The 23178-nt window shown below is 71.3% G+C and carries 21 protein-coding genes; 10 read left to right on the top strand and 11 right to left on the bottom strand.

What is annotated here, in order from left to right; translation table 11 throughout:
• Positions 1–71: 71 nt before the first annotated feature.
• The gene (gene mshD / locus Sri02f_RS08335; RefSeq protein WP_109000435.1) at positions 72–998 is read left to right on the top strand and encodes a mycothiol synthase; all 927 of its coding nucleotides are present in this window, start codon (positions 72–74) and stop codon (positions 996–998) included.
• A gap of 126 nt (positions 999–1124) precedes the next feature.
• Here mshD and Sri02f_RS08340 read toward each other — a convergent pair whose 3' ends face one another.
• From Sri02f_RS08340 to Sri02f_RS08355, 4 genes are all read right to left on the bottom strand, one after another.
• Positions 1125–2678 carry an ABC transporter permease gene (locus tag Sri02f_RS08340; RefSeq protein WP_109000436.1) on the bottom strand — a complete coding sequence of 518 codons (1554 nt, stop codon included), beginning with the start codon at positions 2676–2678 and terminating at the stop codon, positions 1125–1127.
• Positions 2675–3610: an ABC transporter ATP-binding protein gene (locus Sri02f_RS08345; protein ID WP_109000437.1), complete on the bottom strand. Its 936-nt coding sequence runs from the start codon at positions 3608–3610 to the stop codon at positions 2675–2677. The genes Sri02f_RS08340 and Sri02f_RS08345 overlap by 4 nt, the downstream gene beginning before the upstream one ends.
• A gap of 62 nt (positions 3611–3672) precedes the next feature.
• Positions 3673–4515 carry a cupin domain-containing protein gene (locus tag Sri02f_RS08350; RefSeq protein WP_109000438.1) on the bottom strand — a complete coding sequence of 281 codons (843 nt, stop codon included), beginning with the start codon at positions 4513–4515 and terminating at the stop codon, positions 3673–3675.
• Positions 4516–4582: 67 nt separating this feature from the next.
• Positions 4583–5131: an RNA polymerase sigma factor gene (locus tag Sri02f_RS08355; RefSeq protein ID WP_109000439.1), complete on the bottom strand. Its 549-nt coding sequence runs from the start codon at positions 5129–5131 to the stop codon at positions 4583–4585.
• 312 nt (positions 5132–5443) lie between these two features.
• Here Sri02f_RS08355 and Sri02f_RS08360 point away from each other — a divergent pair, with 312 nt between their 5' ends.
• The 7 genes from Sri02f_RS08360 to pstB all read left to right on the top strand — a co-directional run bounded on the left by Sri02f_RS08360 (position 5444) and on the right by pstB (position 14190).
• Positions 5444–7801, top strand: a complete 2358-nt coding sequence (locus Sri02f_RS08360) for an RNA degradosome polyphosphate kinase (RefSeq protein WP_109000440.1) — start codon at positions 5444–5446, stop codon at positions 7799–7801.
• Positions 7782–9071 (top strand): CHAD domain-containing protein, encoded by a 1290-nt coding sequence (locus tag Sri02f_RS08365; RefSeq protein WP_109000441.1) that lies wholly within the window; start codon positions 7782–7784, stop codon positions 9069–9071. Before Sri02f_RS08360 ends, Sri02f_RS08365 begins: the two co-directional genes overlap by 20 nt.
• Before the next feature lie 148 nt (positions 9072–9219).
• Positions 9220–9600, top strand: a complete 381-nt coding sequence (locus tag Sri02f_RS08370; protein ID WP_245970537.1) for an NUDIX hydrolase — start codon at positions 9220–9222, stop codon at positions 9598–9600.
• Positions 9601–10017: 417 nt separating this feature from the next.
• Positions 10018–11151, top strand: a complete 1134-nt coding sequence (gene pstS, locus Sri02f_RS08375) for a phosphate ABC transporter substrate-binding protein PstS (RefSeq protein ID WP_109000443.1) — start codon at positions 10018–10020, stop codon at positions 11149–11151.
• 136 nt (positions 11152–11287) lie between these two features.
• The gene (gene pstC / locus Sri02f_RS08380) at positions 11288–12304 is read left to right on the top strand and encodes a phosphate ABC transporter permease subunit PstC (protein WP_109000444.1); all 1017 of its coding nucleotides are present in this window, start codon (positions 11288–11290) and stop codon (positions 12302–12304) included.
• Positions 12301–13365 carry a phosphate ABC transporter permease PstA gene (gene pstA, locus Sri02f_RS08385; protein ID WP_109000445.1) on the top strand — a complete coding sequence of 355 codons (1065 nt, stop codon included), beginning with the start codon at positions 12301–12303 and terminating at the stop codon, positions 13363–13365. Before pstC ends, pstA begins: the two co-directional genes overlap by 4 nt.
• Positions 13366–13413: 48 nt before the next feature.
• On the top strand, positions 13414–14190 hold the full coding sequence (gene pstB / locus Sri02f_RS08390) for a phosphate ABC transporter ATP-binding protein PstB (RefSeq protein ID WP_109000446.1): 777 nt from the start codon (positions 13414–13416) through the stop codon (positions 14188–14190).
• Between the two features lie 129 nt (positions 14191–14319).
• Here the strand turns inward: pstB and Sri02f_RS08395 are convergent, their stop codons facing one another.
• Positions 14320–15318, bottom strand: a complete 999-nt coding sequence (locus Sri02f_RS08395) for an inorganic phosphate transporter (protein ID WP_109000447.1) — start codon at positions 15316–15318, stop codon at positions 14320–14322.
• Between the two features lie 7 nt (positions 15319–15325).
• Entirely contained in the window at positions 15326–15946 is a 621-nt protein-coding gene (locus Sri02f_RS08400) for a DUF47 domain-containing protein (protein WP_069770624.1), read from the bottom strand.
• 215 nt (positions 15947–16161) lie between these two features.
• On the opposite strand from Sri02f_RS08400, the gene Sri02f_RS08405 reads away from it, so the two are divergent.
• Complete coding sequence (locus Sri02f_RS08405) at positions 16162–16548, top strand: metal-sensitive transcriptional regulator (protein WP_109000448.1); 387 nt, start codon at positions 16162–16164, stop codon at positions 16546–16548.
• On the opposite strand, the gene Sri02f_RS08410 is transcribed toward Sri02f_RS08405, so the two are convergent.
• Together Sri02f_RS08410 and Sri02f_RS08415 are read right to left on the bottom strand one after the other, a co-directional pair.
• Entirely contained in the window at positions 16534–16722 is a 189-nt protein-coding gene (locus Sri02f_RS08410) for a hypothetical protein (RefSeq protein WP_109000449.1), read from the bottom strand. The two genes, Sri02f_RS08405 and Sri02f_RS08410, sit on opposite strands and share 15 nt — an antisense overlap.
• Before the next feature lie 189 nt (positions 16723–16911).
• Positions 16912–17847, bottom strand: a complete 936-nt coding sequence (locus Sri02f_RS08415; protein WP_109000450.1) for an SCO4651 family lipoprotein — start codon at positions 17845–17847, stop codon at positions 16912–16914.
• Between the two features lie 413 nt (positions 17848–18260).
• Here Sri02f_RS08415 and Sri02f_RS08420 point away from each other — a divergent pair, with 413 nt between their 5' ends.
• Entirely contained in the window at positions 18261–19829 is a 1569-nt protein-coding gene (locus Sri02f_RS08420) for an FAD-binding oxidoreductase (RefSeq protein WP_109000451.1), read from the top strand.
• 137 nt (positions 19830–19966) lie between these two features.
• Here Sri02f_RS08420 and Sri02f_RS08425 read toward each other — a convergent pair whose 3' ends face one another.
• The 3 genes from Sri02f_RS08425 to Sri02f_RS08440 form a co-directional block, all read right to left on the bottom strand.
• A complete protein-coding gene (locus Sri02f_RS08425) occupies positions 19967–20677 on the bottom strand; it encodes a phosphatase PAP2 family protein (RefSeq protein WP_109000452.1) in 711 nt (236 codons plus the stop codon).
• A gap of 168 nt (positions 20678–20845) precedes the next feature.
• Positions 20846–21853 (bottom strand): C40 family peptidase, encoded by a 1008-nt coding sequence (locus Sri02f_RS08430; RefSeq protein WP_109000453.1) that lies wholly within the window; start codon positions 21851–21853, stop codon positions 20846–20848.
• A gap of 338 nt (positions 21854–22191) precedes the next feature.
• Positions 22192–22938 (bottom strand): trypsin-like serine peptidase, encoded by a 747-nt coding sequence (locus Sri02f_RS08440; RefSeq protein ID WP_109000455.1) that lies wholly within the window; start codon positions 22936–22938, stop codon positions 22192–22194.
• Positions 22939–23178 lie beyond the last annotated feature (240 nt).

Consider the following 23178-nt stretch of genomic DNA (forward strand, 5'->3'; position numbering starts at 1 on the left):
TTACATCCTGGTTTCCCTTTGCCCTCTCCTTTGCCCCCACTTTGCGGCGTCCGCCCCTTACCCTCGTACGCATGACCAGCGACGACATCGCACGGATCCCCGGCTCCCGATCCATCGAGACCTACTCCGAGCTCACCCCCGCACAGGCCGCGGCCGTCCTCGAACTGCTCGCGGCGGCCGCCCGGACGGACGGCCAGCAGGCGGTCTCCGAACAGGGCCGGCTGCAGCTGCGCGGAGGCCCCCGTGACGGCGTCCGTCATCTGGTCCTCACCTTCGACGGCGAACTCGTCGGATACGCCCAGCTGGAGGACACCGACCCGGTCGAGGCTCCCGCCGCCGAACTGGTCGTCCACCCCTCCCACCGCGGGCACGGGCACGGCCGGGCGCTCGGCTCGGCCCTGCTCGCCGCCTCCGGCAAGCGGCTTCGGGTGTGGGCCCACGGCGGCCACTCCGCCGCCCGGCACCTCGCCCAGGTCCTCGGGCTGACGCTGTTCCGCGAACTGCGGCAGATGCGGCGGCCGTTGACCGGCCTCGAACTGCCCCAGCCGGTGCTGCCCGCGGGCGTCGGCGTGCGCGCCTTCGTGCCCGGCCAGGACGACTCCGCCTGGCTCGCCGTCAACGCGGCCTCCTTCGCCCACCACCCCGAACAGGGCTCCCTCACCCAGCGCGACCTGGACGACCGCATGGCCCAGCCCTGGTTCGACCCCGCCGGCTTCTTCCTCGCCCACCGCGGCGAGCAGCTCGTCGGCTTCCACTGGACGAAGGTCCACGCCGAGGAACAGCTCGGCGAGGTGTACGTCCTCGGCGTCGCCCCCGGCGCCCAGGGGGGCGGCCTCGGCAAGGCCCTCACCACCATCGGCCTGCGCCATCTCGCGGCGCAGGAACTGCCCACGGCGATGCTGTACGTCGACGCCGACAACAAGGCGGCCGTGTCGGTGTACGAACGACTGGGCTTCGTCACACACGAAACGGACCTGATGTACCGCTCGGAGACGTGATGCACCGCCGCCGACAGCGGCCCCGGCCCACCGGCCACGGTCAGCGGCCGGCAGAGAAGGGAACGCCGCGCTCGCGACGCCGGTGACCGCGGCGGCTCCCCCGACTCCTCCTCGGTTCCGCTTCTCCTACTCCTCGCACTTCTCCGCCTCCTTGGGCACCTCGACACCCAGCAGCCTCGCGGCCTGCGCGGTCGTCGTCCTCGCGGACGTCAGTTCCGTCCAGTGAGCCTTGACGCGCGCCGTCATCGCGGCACGAGGACGCTCCAGCAGTTCCCGGATCACCGTCGTCTGCGGGCCCGTCAGGCTCAGTCCGTTCGTCGGGGCCAGGACCTGGCCCGGGCCGCTGACGCTGTCGCTCAGCCGCACGTTCCGGAAGGTGTCCATCGGGGTGGGGTCCGTGCTCAGGACCAACCACATGACGGTCACCGCGCGGGCGTCGTCGCACAGCTCCTGCGTCGTCATGTCCTCCGAGCCCCCGACCAGGACCGTGGCGGCGCCGACGGCGAACTCGGGGACTCGGTTGCCGCCCCAGCGCGTGCCGACGGTCACCTCGCCCGGTGTGGAGGAGGGGTCGAGGGCGCTGTCGACCTCCACCTGGTCGCCTATGCCGATACGTTGACGGACCGTCAGACTGACCTGGGCCGCCGCGCCTCCGGCCGCGGACCGGACGCGGCCGACGACCTCGGCCCAGTCGGACCGCACACCGCTCCACTCGTCGAACGAGCAGTACGTCGAGCGGCCGTGCTTTGTGCACGACTGGACCTTCTGCGGAGTGTCGGCCGCCGTCCTGCGGGCCGCATCCAGCCCCTTCGTGTCAAGCGAGAACTGGCCGACCGCGCCGGCCGCGGTGACCGCGAGCGCGAGGACGGCAGCCGCCTTGACGGCCCGGGTGCGGCCCCCGGACCGCAGGAGTGCCACGCAGGCCAGCACGGCGCACAGGCCCGTCGCATACAGCGCGTGCCAGCCGGCGGGACGGCCGAGCAGATCGGTGGGTACCGGGTCGCCGCCGGTCTGGGCGGGGAAGAGGACCGGCGAGAGCCAGCCCTCCCGTCCGCCCTCGTCCCCCGCTGCGGAAGCGACGACGATGAGCAGGTAGAAGGGGATCGTGGCCAGTATGGGAACGAAGGGGAAGGGGAGCAGAACGGCCAGCAGCACCCCCATGACACCGGCCAGCAGCACGGTCAGGGGTCCGATGGCCAGCTCCCCCACCGAACCGTGGCCGATCGCGCCCGGCTTCAACGCCTCCCGGCCGAACGCCCCCACGACGACGAGCGCGGTGAGCACCGCGTACGGGATCACCGACAGCACATGGGCCAGGGTGCGCCGCCACGGCTCCATCGCCAGGACGTCGAACTGCTGCACCGTGTTGCTCTTCCGGGAACGCAGCACGGCCGCGTTGCAGCAGATGAACACCGCGACGGCGAACAGCAGAGGTTCCATCTGGGTCTGCCGGTCGACCGTGTTGAGGACGGGGTAGTCGTCCATGCCGTCCCGGCCCATGAGCCGCAGGGCGACGTAGCCGACGTAGAGGGCGAAGGTGAGCAGCATCGGGGCCTGCAGAAGCAGTTCGCGGGCCTCGAAGCGGGCGAGGGCGAGGACTCCTCGGGCACGGTGGCCCTCGGGAGGGGGCCCGGCGGGCGCGTACGCCGGCTCGTTGATCGCCGGAGTCGCCGTGCTCATACCGCCACCGCCGCGTCGTCGCCGTCGCCGTCGCCGTCGCCGTCGAGGACGAGGAGATAGCCGTCCTCCAGGGAGGGTTCGAGGAGATCGGCGCCCTTCGGCGGGTCGCCGACGTTACGGAAGGCGCCCGTGCCGGTGCGCCAGCCGGCCCGTGCACTCGGATCGCGTTCCGTGCTGCTCCAGACCCGGCCCGCCGCACGGGCGGTCAGCTCGGCCGGGGCGCCCTCGAAGCGGACGTGGCCCCGATCCAGCACCACGACACGGTGGCAGAGCATCGCCACGTCCTCCGTCTGGTGGGTGGACAGCAGCACCGTGCGGCCCTCGCCGGCCTGGGCGATCAGCTCACGGAAGTGCATGCGCTGTTCGGGGTCGAGGCCGACGGTCGGCTCGTCGAGCACCAGGAAGCCGGGGTCGCCGACGAGCGCGGCGGCCAGGGCGACACGCTGGCGCATGCCGCCGGACAGCCGCTTGAGGCGCTTACCGCGCACGTCCGAGAGGTTGACGGCCTCCAGTACGCGCCGCACCTCGCGCAGCCGGGCGGCGCGGTCGGTCAGCTCCTTGAGGATCGCCACGTAGTCGACGAAGTCGAAGGCCGTGAAGTCCGGATGAAACCCGGGGTTCTGCGGGAGATAGCCGAGCGTGCGGCGCAGCGCGAGACGCCCGGAGGCGGTGCCGGGGTCATGGCCGAGGGCGGTGACCCGCCCGCCGTCGGGCGGGACGGCCGTGGCCAGCACCCGCAGCAGGGTCGTCTTGCCCGCGCCGTTGGGACCGAGCAGGCCGGTGACGCCGTGCCCCAGCCGCAGTGAGACCCCGTCCAGGGCCCGGGTCCCGCCGAAGCGCAGGGACAGGTCGGCGGCCGTCACGGTGGCGGCGCCCGAGGCGACCCGGCCGCTGTGTCCAGGGACGGGTCCGGAAGCGGATGCGGTGGTCATGTGCGTCTCCTGGAAATCCGGTTGTCGTTGGGGGGCGGGCGCGAGGCCGCCGGGACGCCGGTTCATACGACACCGCCGTCGTGGAAGCCGCCCAGGGGGCGCGCGTCGAATCGGTCCCGGCCCTGGTACAGCAGCAGGGCGGCGAGGACCGCCACCCCCGCCGCGGCCGCCTGGCCCACCGCCGTGAAGGGAGCGAGTGTGCCGTGTGCCTGCGTCTGGATCTTGGCCACGGTCAGCAGCGCCAGCCACCCCACGCCGACCAGGGCGGGCGCGAGGACCGGACCCAGCCGGGTGCTCAGCGCGAGCCCCGTCCCGGTCAGGGCGAGCGCCGGCAGCAGCCAGGCCAGGGCCGGCAGCCCGTACCCCGGAAGGGCCAGCGTCGCCGCGCCGTCGCAGACCAGACCTGCGGTGAGCACCGCCACCGTGCGGATCATGAGCAGCCGGAATCCGTGCAGGGGGGCGACGACCGCCATCTCGTACGTCGGGTCGAGGGAGGGGCCGTACGACAGGGCGACCCCGGTGAGCGGGAGCAGCGGGGCCAGCACGAGGAACAGCGTCGGCTGATCTGCCACGCGCACCGCCAGGACCGTCATGACCAGCAGGAACAGCACCGACAGCAGCCAGGAGCGACGCAGTACCGGTGTGGCCGCGAGCAACCGCGCGGTGTGGTCGGCCACGCCGAGCCGTACCAGCAGCCGCTCGACCGGGCTCGGCCGCGGCGCGTCCAGCTCGGCGTCCAGCCGTTCCCAGGCGTCGTCCAGCGCGACCGGGTCGGCGGCCGCGGCGAGCCGCGCCCGGCACGGGGCGCACCCGGTGAGATGGGCGTCGGCGGACCACAGCAGGGGTGGTGCCAGCTCTCCCTGCGCGTAGAGCCGCAGGTCGTCTTCCGCCACGTGCCACGTCATGCCGTGACCTCCCTCGACTGCTCGTCGCCCACGCGGGCGCGCAGGCCTGCTCCGCACACGTACCGCCTCATGCCAGCGCCTCCCGCAGTTGCTTGCGGGCGCGCAGGGCCCGCGTCTTGACGGTGCCGGGCGGGATGCCGAGCAGAACGGCCGCCTCCCGCGTGGTGAGCCCGTCGAGGACGGTGGCCTGAAGAACGGCCCGCAGCTCCGGCGAGAGGCGGACGAGGGCCCCGGCGAGGTCACCGTGCTCCACCCCCGCGAGCACGCGTTCCTCCGCCGAGGCCTCGTCGCGGTGGCGCAACCGGGCCAGCGTCTGACGCAGCCGGCCGCGCGCGCCGTCACCCCGCAGGGCGTCGACCAGGCGACGGGCGGCGATGCGCCACAGCCAGCCGGCCGCATCGGCAGAGCCCTGCTCGCGGTGGCGCGCGGTCCCGCGCCACACGGCGAGAAACGTCTCCTGGACGACGTCGTCGACTATCCCGGCGTCCGCGCACCGGCCGCGCATGCGCGCGGTCAGCCATGGGGCGTACCGCCGGTACAGCTCCTCGAAGGCATGACGGTCCCGGTCTGCCGCGATGGCCCGCAGCAGCTCTCCGTCGCTTCTCGTTTCGCTCACATCTCCTCATCGGACGAGCCCCGTCGATCGGTTCACGATTCGGCCCACCACCATTTCGGACCCGCCCCCACCCGCCCGCGCGCCCCCTCCACCTGCTGGCACGCCCTTCCCCACACCTGCTCGCACCCCGTTCATCCACCTCTCCAAGCCCCGTCCCCGCCCCCAGCCGTCCTCACCGCTCCGCGCCCCGCCCGCGCCCCGTCCTTCGCCGCCACGCCCCGGCCCCGCCCGACCCCCGCGAGCCGCCCCCCGATATCCCGCACGCCATGTCTCCGTAACCATCGGTTAAGACGACCTTGCGAGGCTCGGCGAATGAAGCCCGCCGTGCCCGAGCCTTCGCCGCCTCCCGAGGGAATCCAGCCCCACGGAGGCTCCGCCGCGATCCCGCCCGCACGTTCCGACGCGCCTGTCACGCCCTTCGCGCGGAAGAATGGGTACATGAGCCAGTCAGACACCCAGGCCGAGGTCCAGCACGCGCAGCCCTCCGTGGGCTCCATAGCCGCGCACCGCCCGCACACCGTGGCTGCCGTCGTCTCCGATCTGGAGCCCGACATCGACGCCGACCTCGACACCTACGAGGAGGCGCCCTACGACGGGCCAGAACTCCCACAGGGACGTTTCCTCGACCGGGAACGCAGCTGGCTCGCCTTCAACGAGCGCGTCCTGGAGCTCGCCGAGGACCCGAACACGCCCCTCCTGGAGCGGGCCAACTTCCTCGCGATCTTCGCCAGCAACCTGGACGAGTTCTTCATGGTCCGGGTGGCCGGTCTGAAGCGCCGCATCGCCACCGGCGTCGCCACCCGCTCCGCCTCCGGCCTCCAGCCGCGCGAGGTGCTGGAGATGATCTGGGCCCGCTCGCGCGAGCTCATGGCCCGGCACGCCGCGACCTACCACGAGGACATCGCCCCCGCCCTCGCGGAGGAGGGCATCCACCTGGTCCGCTGGAGCGAGCTCACGGAGAAGGAGCAGGCACGCCTGTTCACCCTCTTCCGGCACCAGATCTTCCCGGTCCTGACCCCCCTCGCCGTGGACCCCGCGCACCCCTTCCCGTACATCTCGGGTCTCTCGCTGAACCTCGCGGTCGTCGTGCGCAACCCGGTCAGCGGCCACCGCCACTTCGCGCGCGTCAAGGTGCCGCCGCTGCTGTCCCGCTTCCTGGAGAGCTCTCCCGGCCGCTACGTCCCCATCGAGGACGTCATCGGCGCCCACCTCGAGGAGCTCTTCCCGGGCATGGAGGTGCTGGAGCACCACGCCTTCCGGCTCACCCGCAACGAGGACCTGGAGGTCGAGGAGGACGACGCCGAGAACCTCCTGCAGGCCCTGGAGAAGGAGCTCATGCGGCGCCGCTTCGGGCCGCCGGTGCGCCTGGAGGTCGAGGAGTCCATCGACCGCGAGGTCCTCGACCTGCTGGTGCGCGAGCTGAAGATCTCCGAGGCGGAGGTCTACCCGCTGCCCGGCCCGCTCGACCTCACCGGCCTCTTCCGCATCCACGGTCTCGACCGGCCGGAGCTGAAGTACAAGAAGTTCATCGCCGGCACCCACCGCGACCTCGCCGAGGTCGAGTCCTCGTCCCCGCCGGACATCTTCGCCGCCCTGCGCAACCGGGACGTCCTGCTGCACCACCCGTACGACTCCTTCTCGACGTCCGTGCAGGCGTTCCTGGAGCAGGCGGCCGGCGACCCGGACGTCCTCGCCATCAAGCAGACCCTGTACCGCACCTCGGGCGACTCGCCGATAGTCGACGCGCTCATCGAGGCCGCCGAGTCCGGCAAGCAGGTCCTCGTCCTGGTCGAGATCAAGGCCCGGTTCGACGAGCACGCCAACATCAAGTGGGCGCGCAAGCTCGAGGAGGCCGGCTGCCACGTCGTCTACGGCCTCGTCGGTCTGAAGACGCACTGCAAGCTGTCGCTGGTGGTCCGCCAGGAAGGCGACACGCTGCGGCGCTACTGCCACGTCGGCACCGGCAACTACCACCCGAAGACGGCCCGGCTCTACGAGGACCTCGGTCTGCTCACCGCCGACCCGCAGGTCGGCGCGGACCTCTCCGACCTCTTCAACCGGCTCTCCGGCTACTCCCGCCGCGAGACCTACCGCCGCCTCCTGGTCGCACCCAAGTCGCTGCGCGACGGCCTGATCTCGCGCATCGACAAGGAGATCCAGCACCACCGCGCGGGACGGCCGGCGCATGTACGCATCAAGGTGAACTCGATCGTCGACGAGGCCCTCATCGACTCCCTCTACCGGGCGTCGCAGGCGGGCGTGCCGGTCGACGTGTGGGTGCGCGGGATCTGCGCGGTGCGCCCGGGCGTCCCCGGCCTGTCCGACAACATCCGGGTCCGCTCCATCCTCGGCCGCTTCCTGGAGCACTCCCGGGTCTTCGGCTTCGGCAACGGCGGAGAGCCCGAGGTGTGGATCGGCAGTGCCGACATGATGCACCGCAACCTCGACCGCCGTATCGAGGCCCTGGTCAGGGTCACCGACCCGGGCCACCGTGCGTCCCTGAACCGGCTGCTGGAGACCGGCATGTCCGACGGGACCGCCTCATGGCACCTCGGCCCGGACGGCGAATGGACCCGGCACTCGACCGACACGGACGGCGCCCCCCTGCGCAACGTCCAGGAGATGCTCATAGACGCCCGGAGGCGCCGGCGTGGCACAGCGACACCATGACCTGACCGGCCCCGCGGCCGGGCCCGCGACGACGGGGGACGCCCTCGCGGGCTACCTCCGGGACCAGGCCACGGAGTTCCTCCGCGCGCTGCGCCTGCACCGGGAGTCGGGGGGCGCCGCGGCGCACCACTCGTCGCACGCGGGCGGCCCCGCCGGCCGGGCGCAGCCGCGCGCGGGCGACGACGGCACGGCGGGCGGACCGCCCCAGGACCGGACGGACGCGGTGCGCGCCCTGCGCCGCTCGGCCCGCCGCATCAGCGGCAGCCTGCACACCTTCCGCCCCCTCCTGGACCCCGCGTGGTCGGAGGACATCCGGCCCGAACTGGCCTGGCTGTCGGGCACGCTGGCGCTGGAGCACGCGTACGGGGCCCGGCTGGAGCGACTGCTGCTGGCGCTGAACCGGCTGTCGGGCTCGACGCCCGCCCTGCCCGCCCCACCCTCCGCGCCCGCGCCGATGCCGATGCCGGTACCGCTCCAGACCCAGACACAGCTACAGACGCCGACCCAGACGCAGACGCAGGTACAGACGCAGACACACGTACAGCCGCAGGTGCAGAGGCAGACGGGCGGCGCGGCCGGTCAGGCCCTGGGCGGCGGCGGCCGTGCCGGCGCCCACCCGGCAGCCCCGGACCGCGGCCACCTCACCGTGGGCGCGGCGAAGGCCGGCGCCCTCCTGGACCGTCAGCTCACCCTCGCCCGCACCCGGGCCCACTCCACCGCGCTGCAGGCCCTCGGCTCCGCCCGGTTCCACGCCGTCGCCGACAAGGTCGCCGTCCTCGCCAGCGAGGTCCCCCTCACGCCCGCCGCCGCCACCGCCGATCTGCGTCCCCTGGCCCGAGCCGCGGAGGAGCGCCTCGCCGACGCGGTCACGGCGCTTCCGCTCCGCACCGCGGGCAGCCCGTACAACGCGGAGGCCCTGATCCACGGCCTCTCCTCGGATCCGGCCCCGCACCCGCAGGACGCGCCCTGGCACCAGGTCCGCCTGCTCCTGCGGCTGCACCGGTACGCCTGCGAGGTCGTCCACGGCAGCGACGCCCCCCTGGACGTCCGGCTGCTCACCGCGGGCCAGGCCCTCGACCGGCACCGCGACGCCTCGGAGGCGGCGTCCGCCGCGGCGCAGGCGGCCCGCACCCCCCGGATCGCGCCCGCGACCGCGTACGCGCTCGGCGTGCTCCACGCCGACCAGCGCCACGAGGTGGAGGCGGCGCGGTACGCGTTCCAGCGGTCGTGGCAGAAACAGGCCATCGGCACACCCCGACCATCGGCCTGACTATCGGCACACCCTGACCGGAGAGGCGACAGGCGGTGAGAACCGGGTGAGCACTGCTAGAAACCCCAACGACTCCAACGACTCCAACACCGCCAACACCGCCAACGCCGCCAACGCCGACGACACCGTCGTCCGAGCGGCCGGCTGTGTGCTGTGGCGACTTTCCCCTGTGGACTCCACTCTGGAGGTGTGTCTCGTACATCGCCCCAAGTACGACGACTGGTCGCACCCCAAGGGCAAGCTGAAACGCGGCGAGGACCCGCTCGCCGGCGCCTTGCGCGAGGTGGAGGAGGAGACGGGCCACCGTGCCGTCCCCGGCGCGCGCCTGCCGACCGCCGAGTACGAGGCGAACGGCCGCCCCAAGGAGGTCCGCTACTGGGCCGCCGAGGCCGTGTCCGGCGTCTTCGCCCCGAACGACGAGGTCGACCGCCTCCTCTGGCTGCCCCCGCCGGCGGCCCGCGACCAGCTCACCCAGCCGAGGGACCGCTACCTCCTGGACGCCCTGCTGCACGTCCTGCACCTGGCCTGACGAACGCCGAGGACCGGACCCGGGCCCCGGCACCCCGCCCCGCGCCTCCCCTGCCCGGTCTTCCAGCCGAGGTCCATGGGAACGGGCCGGGCTCCCGCCCCGGAACGGGCCCCGGCACCCGGCCGGAACAGGCCTCGGCACCTGCCCGGAGCCGGTCCCCGTCCCCCGTCCGGAGCGTGCCGGGACCGGAATCACCTCGTGTCCTCGGCGTGAGCTTTCCGTGACCTAACCGCACCGACGGCAGGGGTTCACCCGCCGTTCACCCGCGCCCGTAAGCGCCTTCACCTGATCTGCCTAATTTCAGCCTTACGCGGTGCGGCTCGCGACCAAGCGGGACGCGTCCGTACCAAACAGACTTCGCACACTCCGCACGCCGCCGGATTTCAGGACGGCGGCTCCTGGAAGGACCTCCCCCAAGTGAAGCTTCAGCGCATGAACCGGCGGGCTCTCTCCCTCGGTGCTCTCGCCGTCTCCGGCGCCCTGGCCCTCACGGCGTGCGGCTCCGACGACACCGGCTCCGGCAAGACCGGCGGAAACAGCTCCTCCGCCACCGCCGCCGCCGGCTCCATCAAGTGCGACGACGCCAAGGGCCAGCTCCTCGCCGACGGCTCCTCCGCGCAGAAGAACGCGATCGACGCGTGGGTGAAGAACTTCACCCAGTCCTGCTCCGGCGTCCAGGTCAACTACAAGGGCTCCGGCTCCGGCGCGGGCGTCACCGCGTTCACGCAGGGCCAGGTCGCCTTCGCCGGCTCGGACTCCGCACTGAAGCCCGAGGCCGTCGCCGCCTCCAAGTCGGTCTGCAAGGGCGGCCAGGGCATCGACCTGCCGATGGTGGCCGGCCCGATCGCCGTCGCCTACAACGTCTCCGGCGTGGACAACCTGGTGCTCGACGCCTCCACGATCGCCAAGATCTTCGACGGCAAGATCACCAAGTGGAACGACCCGGCGATCGCCAAGCTCAACGCGGGCGCGAAGCTTCCCGACCTGAAGATCCAGCCGTACCACCGCTCCGACGAGTCCGGCACGACGGACAACTTCACCAAGTACCTGATCGCCGCCGCCCCGAGCGACTGGAAGTACTCCGGCGGCAAGGCCTGGCAGGCCAAGGGCGGCCAGGCCGCGGCCGGCTCCTCCGGTGTCGCCCAGGGCGTGAAGCAGACCAACGGCGCGATCGGCTACATGGAGCTGTCCTACGCCAAGGACGGTCTGGGCACCGTCTCGGTCAACACGGGCGCCTCGGCCCCGGTCAAGCCCTCCTCCGACGGCGCCACCAAGGCCGTCGCCGCCGCGAAGGTGGTCGGCACCGGCAGCGACCTGTCGCTGAAGCTGGACTACAACACCAAGGCCGACGGTGCCTACCCGCTCACCCTGGTCACGTACGAGATCGCCTGCGACAAGGGCAACAAGGCCGACACCCTGCCCGCCACCAAGGCGTTCCTGCGCTACATCGCCAGCACGGAGGGCCAGGGCATCCTCTCGGGCATCGACTACGCGCCGATCCCCGACGCCATCATCTCCAAGGTCCGCACCACCATCGAGGGCCTGAGCTGATCTGAAAGGTGCGGTCCGGCCGGGGTGACCCGCCCGGACCGCACCCGTCCGGTGCACCGCCGCCAGGGGCCACCCGCCATCCGGCCCCACCCGAGCCGCCCACACCCGCCGGCGGCTCCGCAGACCGGAGATCCCCATGGACATATCGACGCATAAGACAGACACGGACGACACCCCACCCCCCACGCCCCCGGCCCCGACGGCCGAGCAGAAGCGCGCGGCCCGCGGCGCCACCCGGCCCGGCGACCGGATCTTCCTCGGTCTCTCCCGCGGCTCGGGCATCTTCCTGCTGGTGATCATGGCCGCGATCGCGGTCTTCCTCACCTACCGGGCCTACCTGGCCATCAGCAAGGACCACGCGAACTTCCTCACCGCCTTCGAGTGGAACACCAGCCTCGTCCCGCCCGAGTTCGGCATCGCGGTGCTGGCCTTCGGCACGGTGGTCTCGTCGATCATCGCCATGGTCATCGCGGTCCCGATCGCCGTGTCGATCGCCCTGTTCATCACGCACTACGCCCCGCGCCGGATGAGCAGCCCCGTCTCGTACGTGATCGACCTGCTCGCCGCCGTGCCGTCCATCGTGTACGGCCTCTGGGGCGCCCTGGTGCTCGTACCGCACATGGACGGCCTGTTCAGCTGGCTGAACGACTACCTGGGCTGGACCGGCGTCTTCTCCTGGGACCAGGGCGCCCCGCGCTCGATGCTGACGGTGGGCATCCTGCTGGCCGTGATGATCCTGCCGGTCATCACCAACGTCAGCCGCGAGGTCTTCCGCCAGGTCCCGCAGATGCACGAGGAGGCGGCCCTGGCGCTGGGCGCCACCCGCTGGGAGGTCATCCGCATGTCGGTGCTCCCCTTCGGCCGTTCCGGAGTCATCTCGGCCTCCATGCTGGGACTCGGCCGCGCCCTCGGCGAGACGATGGCCGTGGCCACCGTCCTCTCCCCGGACTTCGACATCCACGCCAGCCTCCTCAACCCCGGCGGCGGCACCTTCGCGCAGAACATCGCCAGCAAGTTCAACGAGGCGACGGAGTTCGGCCGTGACGCGCTCATCGCCTCCGGTCTGGTCCTGTTCGTCATCACCCTGCTGGTCAACGGCGCGGCGCGCATGATCATCGCCCGCCGCAAGGAGTACTCGGGGGCCAACGCATGAGCCACGCAAGCGCAGTAGCCGACAAGACCCCCAGCACGCTCCGCGGCGCCAGCCTGCCGACCTGGTCCCCCTGGGCCATCGCGGCCGGCTCGCTCGCGCTCGCCGTCGTCATCGGCCTCGCCGGCGGCCTGGACAGCAAGATCCAGTGGGGCCTGATCGCCGGCATCCTGTTCGTCCTCGGCACCTACGGCATCGCCGCGAAGGTGGAGGGCCGCCGCCAGGCCAAGGACAGGATCGCGACGAGCCTGGTCTGGTTGGCGTTCCTGCTGGCGGTGGTCCCGCTGGTCTCCCTCCTCTGGACGACGATCGCGCGGGGCGTGAAGGTCCTCGACTTCTACTTCCTCACCCACTCGATGGGCGTGGTGGCGGACAGCGAGCCTGGCGGCGGCATCTACCACGCGATCCTCGGCAGCCTGGAGCAGGTCGGGCTCGCCACCGCGATCGGCGCCCCGATCGGCATCCTGACGGCGATCTACCTGGTGGAGTACGGCCGCGGCAACCTGGCCAAGGCGGTCACGTTCTTCGTGGACGTGATGACCGGCATCCCCTCCATCGTGGCCGGCCTGTTCATCCTGAGCCTGATGCTGATGCTGGACATGCAGCCGTTCGGCTTCGCCGGCTCGCTGGCGCTGGCGATCCTGATGATGCCGGTCGTCGTACGCTCGACCGAGGAGATGCTGAAGCTCGTCCCGAACGAGCTGCGCGAGGCGTCGCTCGCCCTGGGCGTCCCCAAGTGGCGCACGATCCTCAAGGTGGTCGTCCCGACGTCGATCGGAGGCATCATCACGGGTGTGATGCTGGCGATCGCCCGCATCGCCGGCGAGACGGCTCCGGTCCTGCTTCTGGTCTTCGGCAATCCGTTCATCAACGCGAACCCCTTCGAGGGCGCGCAGGCGTCGCTGCCGCTGTACATCTACCAGCAGTACTCGCAGAGCGCGGGCTCGACGGCGGCCTACGACCGCGCCTGGGCCGCGTCGCTCACGCTGATCGCCTTCGTGATGATCCTGAACCTGGTGGCTCGCGGCATCGCCCGCTGGAAGGCCCCGAAGACCGGTCGCTGAAGCGGCCACAGCGACTGATCTATACGACCGGGAAGTGAAGTAGAAGACATGGCCAAGCGAATCGACGTAAGCGGACTGACCGCCTACTACGGATCCCACAAGGCGATCGAAGACATCTCGATGACGGTCGAGCCGCGCTCGGTGACGGCGTTCATCGGCCCCTCCGGCTGCGGCAAGTCCACGTTCCTGCGCACGCTGAACCGTATGCACGAGGTGACCTCCGGCGGCCGCGTCGAGGGCAAGGTGCTCCTGGACGACGAGGACCTCTACGGCGCGGGCGTGGACCCGGTGTCCGTCCGCCGCGAGGTCGGCATGGTCTTCCAGCGCCCGAACCCCTTCCCCACGATGTCGATCTTCGACAACGTGGCGGCGGGCCTGCGCCTGAACGGCAACTACAAGAAGTCGCAGCTCGCGGACGTGGTGGAGAAGTCCCTCAAGGGCGCGAACCTCTGGAACGAGGTCAAGGACCGCCTGAACAAGCCCGGATCGGGCCTGTCGGGCGGCCAGCAGCAGCGTCTGTGCATCGCGCGGGCGATCGCGGTGGAGCCGAAGGTCCTGCTGATGGACGAGCCCTGCTCGGCCCTCGACCCGATCTCCACCCTCGCCATCGAGGACCTGATCGGCGAGCTGAAGGAACGCTTCACGATCGTCATCGTGACGCACAACATGCAGCAGGCGGCCCGCGTCTCGGACCGCACGGCGTTCTTCAACCTGGCCGCCGTCGGCCAGCCCGGCCGCCTGATCGAGCTCGACGACACGGAACGCATCTTCTCCAACCCGTCGGTCCAGGCCACGGAGGACTACATCTCAGGCCGCTTCGGCTGACCCGAAACCCCTCGCGGTGCTGCATGGCGGTGCCACCGCGAGGCCGCAAGAGCCCGCCCCCTGACTCCCGGGGGGCGGGCTCGCAGCGTCCGAGGACGGAAACCGTGGGGTGGGCGGGCGAGAGCGGTCCTACAGGAACGCCAGGTCCACGACCCAGAACGCGCAGGCCGCCACCACTCCAGCCGCCGGCATGGTGATGAACCACCCGAGAACGATGTTCTTGGCGACCCCCCACCGCACGGCGTTGATCCGCTTGGTCGCCCCGACGCCCATGATCGCCGAGGTGATCACATGCGTCGTCGAGATGGGCGCCTTGAACAGGAACGCCGTCGTGAACATGATCGACGCCCCCGTCGTCTCCGCGGCGAACCCCTGCGGCGGATCGAGCTCGATGATCTTCCGCCCGAGCGTCCGCATGATGCGCCATCCGCCCGCGTACGTCCCCAGCGACAGCATCACCGCGCAAGCGATCTTCACCCACACCGGGATCGGATCGTCCGCCCCCTGCACATCGCCGATGACCAGCGCCATCACCACGATGCCCATCGTCTTCTGGGCATCCTGCAGGCCGTGCCCCAGCGCCATTCCCGCGGCGGAGACGGTCTGGGCTATCCGGAATCCCCGCTTCGCCTTGTGCGGGTTGGATCGCCGGAACAGCCACAGGATGGCCGTCATCACCAGATAGCCGACGATGAGTCCCACCACCGGCGAGAGGAACATCGGGATGACGACCTTGTCCAGCACGCCGGACCAGATCACGTTGGTGCCGCCCGCGAGCGCGGCCCCCACCATCCCGCCGAACAACGCGTGCGACGACGACGAAGGCAGCCCGAAGTACCAGGTGACGAGGTTCCAGACGATCGCCCCGATCAACGCGGCGAACAGGATCCCCATCCCCTTGGACCCCTCGGGCGTCTCGATCAGCCCCTTGCTGACCGTGTGCGCGACGCCGCTCCCGAGGAACGCGCCGGCGAGGTTCATCACCGCGGCCATCGCCAGCGCCGCTCGCGGCGTCAGCGCCCGGGTGGAGACGGACGTGGCGATGGCGTTCGCCGAGTCGTGGAAGCCGTTGGTGTAGGTGAATCCGAGCGCGACGCCGATGGTCACGACCAGAGCAAAGGTGTCCATGAAAGGTTCAGGACTCCTTGACCGCGATGGTCTCCACCGTGTTGGCCACATGCTCGAAGGCGTCGGCGGCCTCCTCCAGCACATCCACGATCTGCTTCAGCTTGAGCACCTCGATGGCCTCGTACTTGCCGTTGAAGAGATGCGCGAGCAGCTTGCGGTGGATCTGGTCGGCCTGGTTCTCCAGCCGGTTGACCTCGATCCAGTACTCGGTGAGGTTCTGCATGGTGCGCAGGTTCGGCATGGCCTCGGCCGTGAGCTCCGCCGCCCGTGCCAGCACCTCGATCTGCTGTTCGACGCCCTTGGGCAGTTCCTCCACGTTGTAGAGGACGACCAGGTCGACGGCCTCCTCCATGAAGTCCATGATGTCGTCGAGGGAGGACGCGAGGTTGTAGATGTCCTCGCGGTCGAAGGGCGTGATGAACGAGGAGTTCAGCTGGTGGAAGATCGCGTGCGTGGCGTCGTCACCTGCGTGTTCCGCGGCCCGCATACGCTCTGCGATCTCGGCCCGGGCGGAGGTGTCCGCCCCGAGGAGTTCCATCAGGAGTTTCGAGCCCGTGACGATGTTGTCCGCGGACGCGGCGAACATGTCGTAGAAGCTCGTCTCCCTGGGGGTCAGACGAAAGCGCACGTGGGGTCCTCAAGATGCATCGGTTTCGGTCAGGCTGATGCTAGGCGCATCATCCGGCCACGGCTAATGGGCCGTCCACCAGTGTCGCCCATCGCGCACGGAGACCGGCAGGGGGGCGACCGGCGGAGTCCGGTCCGGGGCCGTCCGCCCGCAGAAGTTCGGTAGGATATACCCAGTAGGGGTATATGTCGGGAGCTGGAGCGCTGGAGGACACGATGACGACCACCGAGGCCGGCACGGAAGCCCCCTCCGCCCCGGAGGCGGGTCACACCCCCGAACCCACCACCGTGGCCGAAACCGATCGGCCCGCCGCCGCGACGGTCCACGGCTACCACGAGCAGAAGGCCGAACACCTCAAGCGCCTGCGCCGCATCGAGGGCCAGATCCGCGGCCTGCAGCGCATGGTGGACGAGGACACCTACTGCATCGACATACTCACCCAGGTGTCGGCTTCCACCAAGGCGCTGCAGTCGTTCGCCCTGCAACTCCTGGAGGAGCACCTGCGCCACTGCGTCGCCGACGCGGCGCTCAGGGGCGGCGACGAGATCGACGCGAAGGTGGAAGAGGCGACGAAGGCGATCGCCCGCCTACTGCGCACCTGAGCCGCCGGACCCGTCCGGTTCCTCGCCCACCCGCAGCACCAGGTCGATGCTCTCCATGCTGAGCCGTTCCCCGCCGGCCGCCGAGGCCGCGATGATCAGCTCCCCGCACAACTCGATCTCGGCGAGGGCCACGTGGTCCTGAACTGCCGTACCGCCGCCCGGAGCCACGCGCATCACCTCGTCCCTGCCGTCACCGGCTTCCTAGAGTAGGGAGCGCTGTACACCGCGCGCATGGCACGGACGGGCTAGTCCTTGTGTCCCCGTGGCCGAAACCATCGTCTCGAAGCCGGTCGAAGCCCCTCGAAGCAGGCCGAAACAGGTGGGAGCCGGTTGAAGCCGGTGGAAGCCGGCCCCGGAGCGCGTTCAGTCCTCCGCGATCCGGCCCGCGTAGATGTCGTCGGCCGCCGGCAGCCGCACCTCGACGGGCGCGCCGAAGTCGTACAGCAGCGTCGTCGAGGCGACCGCGACGGCCTGCCTCGGCCGCCCGCCCGGCCCGCCGTGCCCGCCCGACCCGCCGTGTCCGTCCTTCGGGTCGTTCGTGTCCTTCGCGGCCCGCTCGCCCCGCCCGTCGTCCGCGCCCCGCCCGTTCAGGAAGCTGAACCGGTGCCGGATCTTGCGGATGCGCCCCTCGTCGTCCAGATACACGTCGAACGGCACCCGGGCCGTGGCGAACCCCTTCGCGGCCGCCCGCAGCGAGTCCCGTCCGCCCGCCGACGCGTCCCGGGCGGCCACCGCCAGGTCGGCGGTCCCGCGATAGTGCCGTACCGCCGTCCCGGCCACCTCGGTCCTCCCCACGTACGTCGCCGTCCGGGTTCCCCGCAGCACCTCGGCGGCGGCGAACGGATCGGTGGCCCCGCCGGTCACCAGATTCCCGTCGGACAGCGTCGCCGTCTCCACCCGCACCCACTTGTCGGCCGGCACCCCCGCGCCCCGGTTCTTCATGAACAGGGCCCCGGGCGCGAGGAGTTCGGTGATCGGCCGGTGCTCGCTGGCCCCGGACGGGTCCTGCGGCAGCAGCACCTTCAGCTCCCCGAGCTGTCGGCGGTAGTCGTACACCCCCTCGCCCCGGATGGTCACCCGGGTCCCGCCGGCGGCCATCTCCATCGACGTACGGGCCTTCGACGTGCCCGCCTCGACGAGCGCGTCGGCGGCCCGGTGCAGGATCTCCACGGGGTCGCCGGCCCGGCCGTCCTCGGCGGCGCGCCCCGTCGCGGAACAACCGGCGGCGCACACGCACACCCCGGCCACGATCCCCGAAAGGACCGCGGCGCCCCTCTGCCTGCGCTGGCGCTCCGTCATGGCCTGTCTACCCCCAGCCGGTAAGTCCGTCACGGGCCTGCTGCCGTACCGGCTAACGACGGCCGAGTGCCCACCGTCACGCAGGGCCGGAAGGCTTGCGACCGCCATGCGGGTCCTTTGCCGAAAGTGGGTACCGTTGTTCATGTGACGCAGCAGGACGGCTCGGCCCCTTCCCACCCCACCGGGGAACACAGCACCACGACCGTCGAACAAGGCCGGTTCTGCCTGGCCAGCTGCACCTGCGGCTGGCGCGGCCCGGCCCGCCGGGCGAGAAGCCTGGCGAGATCGGACGCGGAGTCCCACCTCCGCGGCTGACGTCACCGTTCCGTCACCGCTGGAGCCGTCAGGAACCTGTGGTTCCCTGACCCCGTCTCGCTCGGTACAGCGGACGGGCAGAGGGAAGGCGCAGGGACATGGAACGGCGAAGGTTCATCGCGGGCGGCACGGCCGCCATCGCTGCGGCGGCGACCGCGTGCAAGGCGACCGGCGGCGGCGCGGGCGCCTCCGCCCCGGCCACGGGAAGCACCCGCTCCGCGGAGACGGGAGCGGCGCTGACGACCACCAGTGTCTCCGCCCCCGCCACCTGGACGGCGCTCGCCCGCGACCTGGACGGCACCCTGGTCCGCCCCGGCGAGGCGTCCTGGGCGGCGGCCCGGCATCTCTACAACACCCGCTTCGACAGCCTCAAGCCGACGGCCGTGGCGTATGTCGCCCACTCCGACGACATCCGTACCGTCATGGCGTACGCCCGCGCGCACCACACGAAGGTCGCGATCCGCAACGGCGGCCACTCCTACGGCGGTTGGTCCTCGGGCGACGGCCGTCTGATCATCGACGTCTCCAAGCTGAACCGGGTCCGGGCGAGCGGCGGGACGGCCGTGGTCGGCGCGGGCGCCAAGCTGATCGACGTCTACCGGGCGCTCGCCGCCAAGGGCGTCACGATCCCGGCGGGATCCTGCCCGACGGTCGGCGTCTCCGGTCTGGTGCTGGGCGGCGGCCACGGGGTCGTCTCCCGCGCCTACGGTCTGACCTGTGACAGCCTCACCCGGGCCACGATCGTCACCGCCGACGGCAAGCAGCTCACCGCCGACGCGACGACGAACAAGGACCTCTTCTGGGCCCTGCGCGGAGCCGGCAACGGCAACTTCGGCGTCGTCACGGAACTTCAGTTCACCACCCATCCGGCGCCCCAGGCCGTGACGGGCTACCTCACCTGGCCCTGGTCGAGGGCGGCCGCGGTAGTGAAGGCCTGGCAGGAATGGGGTCCGTCCCAGCCCGACGAGATCTGGTCCTCCCTGCACGTGGCGAACGCGCCGGGCGGCACGCCCAGCATCTCGGTCGCCGCGTTCTGCATCGGCACCTACGGCCAGCTCCAGAACGCCGTGGACCGGCTCGCCGACCGGGTGGGCGCGCCCGCGGCGAGCGTCTCCCTCCGCCGCCGCACGTACGAGCAGGCGATGGAGGCCTACGCCGGCTGCTCGTCCTTCTCCTCCGACGCCCAGTGCCACCTGCCGGGCTCCACGCCGGGCCGCTCCTCGCAGGGCAAGCTCGTCCGCGAGACGTACGCGGCCCGCTCGGACTTCTTCGACGTCTCGCTGTCGGCGGCGGGCATCCAGGCCCTGTTGAAGCAGATCAAGTCGGTCCAGGGCGGCTCGGGCAGCATCGCCCTGACGGCGCTGGGCGGCGCCGTGAACCGGGTCTCCCCCACGGCCACGGCGTTCGTCCACCGCCGCTCGCGCATGCTGGCGCAGTACATCGCCTCATGGCGGGCGGGCACGCCGGGGACGGCGGCGCAGTCCTGGCTGAACACGGCCCACAAGGCGATGGCCCCGTACGCGTCGGGCGCCGCCTACCAGAACTACGCGGACCCGACGCTGACGAACTGGCGCAAGGCCTACTACGGCGACGCGCTCCCCCGCCTGACCCAACTGAAGAAGCAGTACGACCCCAACGGCTTCTTCACCTACCCCCAGGCCCTCTGAGCCCTCTGAGCCCTCCCCTCCGGGCCGACGGACACCCGTCAGCCCTCAGCGCTCCCCCTTCAGCCATCAGCCTTCAGCCCGGCAGGCGGCCCTCGGGTGCTCCGAGGGCCGCCTGCCGGGCGTCATGGGCGCGAGCGCTAGGCGGCGAGGTCCCGTTCCTCGGCGGCGAGCTCGGGGCGCGGGCCGGGCACCAGACCGTCCCGCTCCCCGGCCCGTGCGGCCCGGCCGCGCACGAGCCATCCGGCCCGCGGCGACCGGTCGACGGCCTTCAGCACCGGGGTGAGCATCATGGAGGCGATGGGCGACAGCAGCAGGGTCACCGCGGTCCCGAGCGCGAACCCGCCGACCACGTCGGTCGGGTAGTGCACGCCCATGAACACCCGGCAGAACCCTTCGAGCAGGGCGATCCCTATCCCGACGAGCCCGAACTTCCGGTTGGCGACGAAGAGTCCGACGGCCATGGCCATGGTCAGGGTGGCGTGATCGCTGACGAAGGAGTAGTCGGTCTTGCCGGAGACGAGCACCTGTAGCCCCTGATGGTCCCGGAAGGGCCGGGGCCGCTCCACGAACCCGCGTATGGGCACGTTCACGAGCACGGCCACACCGGCGGCGAGCGGCGCCCACACGAGGGCGGCGACGGAGGACGCGGCCTCCTCGGCCCCGCCGGGCCGCCGCCGCACTCCCCACCAGCACCACACGATCAGCAGCACCATGGCGAGCAGCAGCCCGTACTCGCCCACGAACTCGACCACCCGGTCGAGCCAGTGCGGCGCTTCCTTGGCCAGCCCGTTGATGTCATAGAGAAGGTCGACGTCGGGGTTCGACCCGGATTCGGCGAGTCCAGCCATGGTGCTGCGGCCCCTTCGTCGTGTTCCGCTCGGCACGCCTCACACGCGCCCGCTCCAACAGGAACGCACGGCCCCGGTTGATACGTTCCACTCTCCACTGAATGATCACTCAGACGTTATCGAAGAGAGACAGATCCCCGCAGCTCAGAGCCGGGGCGCCCGCCCTCCTCACACCCTCGTCGGGAGTGCTTTCGCGCCATCTTCGGTGACCCGGGTGGCCCCGAAGTACTCGCCCGTGTCGATCGGGTCGAAGCGGATGACGGCGCCCGTGTACGGCGCGTCGATCATGTACCCGCCGCCCACGTACATCCCCACGTGGTGGATGGCCCGCGAGTTGGCGGGGTCGGTGGAGAAGAAGACCAGATCCCCCGGCAGCAACTCGCTGCGCTTGGGGTGCGGTCCGGCGTTGTACTGGTCGTTGGCCACCCGGGGCAGGGTGATCCCGACGCTCTCGTAGGCCGCCTTGGTCAAACCCGAGCAGTCGAACCGTCCGCCCTGGTCGGCGGTGCCGTTCCCGCCCCACAGATAGGGCGTTCCGAGCTTCTTCTGGGCGAAGTAGATGGCGCCTGCGGCCTGCTTCGAGGGATCCACCCGGGTCACGGGGGCGGCGAAGGACTCCTCCAGCGTCGTGATCGTCTTCACGTAGTTCCGGGTCTCCGAGTACGGCGGGACCCCTCCGTACCTGATGACCGCGTCCGGCCCCGCGTTGTACGCCGCGAGCATGTTCTTCGTGGTGTCCCCGGGGACGGTCTTGACGTACGACGCGAGCTGGCAGTCGTACGACGCGGCCGACGGAATCGCGTCATTCGGGTCCCAGACGTCGCGGTCGCCGTCCCCGTCGCCGTCGACGCCGTGCGTGGCCCAGGTGCCCGGGATGAACTGCGCTATCCCCTGCGCGGCGGCGCCGCTCTGCGCCCTCGGGTTGAACCCGCTCTCCTGGTAGAGCTGGGCGGCCAGCAGTGCGGGGTTGAGGGCGGGGCAGAGATTGCCCCACTTCGCCACGAGCGTCTGATAGGCGGCGGGCACGGCGCCCTTGGCCAGTTGCCTCGTCGCTCCGCTCACCTCGTTGGCGAGGTTCCCGCCGATGACGTACACGCCGATGACGAGCGCCATCATGAAGGCGGTTCCGGCTCCGGCGACAGCGGTCACCACGATCCATGTCCTACGCACCGTCAACCGCCCCTCGCCGCCCGGGAGTCCGCCCCGGACAGTGTAGAGGCGGCCGTGTCACCACGGGGTGATCACACCGCGGCGGAAAGCCGTCGTCTGACGTCCGCCGCCCCGGAGCGGATCCGGGAGGACCGCACCCGTCGACGGTCCGTCGCCCCTGGGGTCTGTCGTCTGGATCAGGTCGCAGGGCATCGGCGGGGCCTGGCGACGCCGGTGAGCGGGGGCTGGTGCGTGCAGCTGCACGGCGGAGGAGGGCGTCGACGCGGAGCGTCGGCAACCGACGACAACGCCGCAGATGCGCGTGCCGGCCCCCGCGTCTGCGGGGTGATCCAAACGACAGGCCCCTAGGGGTCTGCGGTCGCGGCGCTGTACAGCTCGGCGGCCTCCGCGCCCAGGACGACGCTGTACGAGACGTCGTCCGTGTCCCCGCCCTGCTCGTGACCGCCCAGGACGCCCACGACCTGGCCGTTGCCGTTCACCCACGGGCTGCCGCTCGTCCCGCCGGTGAGGCCGGGGCAGGCTATGCGCTGCTGGGCGGGGTTGTGCGGGGTGGGCCGGTTCGTGCAGCGGACCGGCTCCTCGGCGTCGTGCGGGTATCCGGTGATGGTCACGGGCGTGGCCCCGGTGGCGGCGCCGGTGGCGAACCGGTTGGCGCCGACGACGTCCTCGACGCCCTTGGCCTGCCGTTCGTCGAGGGTCGCGAACGCCACGTCGCTGTCCTCGTCCTGGTTCTTCGACCACCCCTCGGGCAGGAGGACCCGGTCCAGCTTCCAGACGCCGTAGGGGGCCTGCCCGTCGCGGTACCCGGGGACGAAGACGAACTCCCCGGCCCCCTCCAGGCAGTGCGCCGCCGTGGCGATGAGGTTGTGGTGCGGGCTGCGCACGACGGAGGCGGTGCAGAAGTGCTCGCCGACGAATCTGCCGGCCGCGGCGTCCTCGGCGGTGAACAGCGCGCCGATCCGGGCGGTCTGCGGCGTCGCCACAGCGACGGCCGTCACCCCTAGGGGGCCGGTCCCGCCGTCCGCGGCCGCCTCGGAGGCGGAGGTGACGGCCAGCATGATGACCGCACCGAGCAGGGCGTTTCGCTTCATCGGGTTCACTGTGTCCCACGAAGGTGAGAGAAACGTCAGTTACCACTTTCGACGCTACCCCCACTTGGCCCGCACAATCTTCCCGATCCCGGACGCGCGTACGAGGGCCGGTACCGGTGGCAGGCAGGGGCCGCCCCATGGATGCCGGGGCCCGCGGGCGCTCCGGGCGGCCCGGTCGGCGGTTCGGCCATTGGAGTGAGTCCCGCGAGGCCGTCCGGGACCGCCCTGATGTACTTCTGG

Origin of the sequence: Streptomyces rishiriensis, assembly GCF_003112535.1 — a bacterium.
Classification (GTDB): domain Bacteria; phylum Actinomycetota; class Actinomycetes; order Streptomycetales; family Streptomycetaceae; genus Streptomyces; species Streptomyces rishiriensis.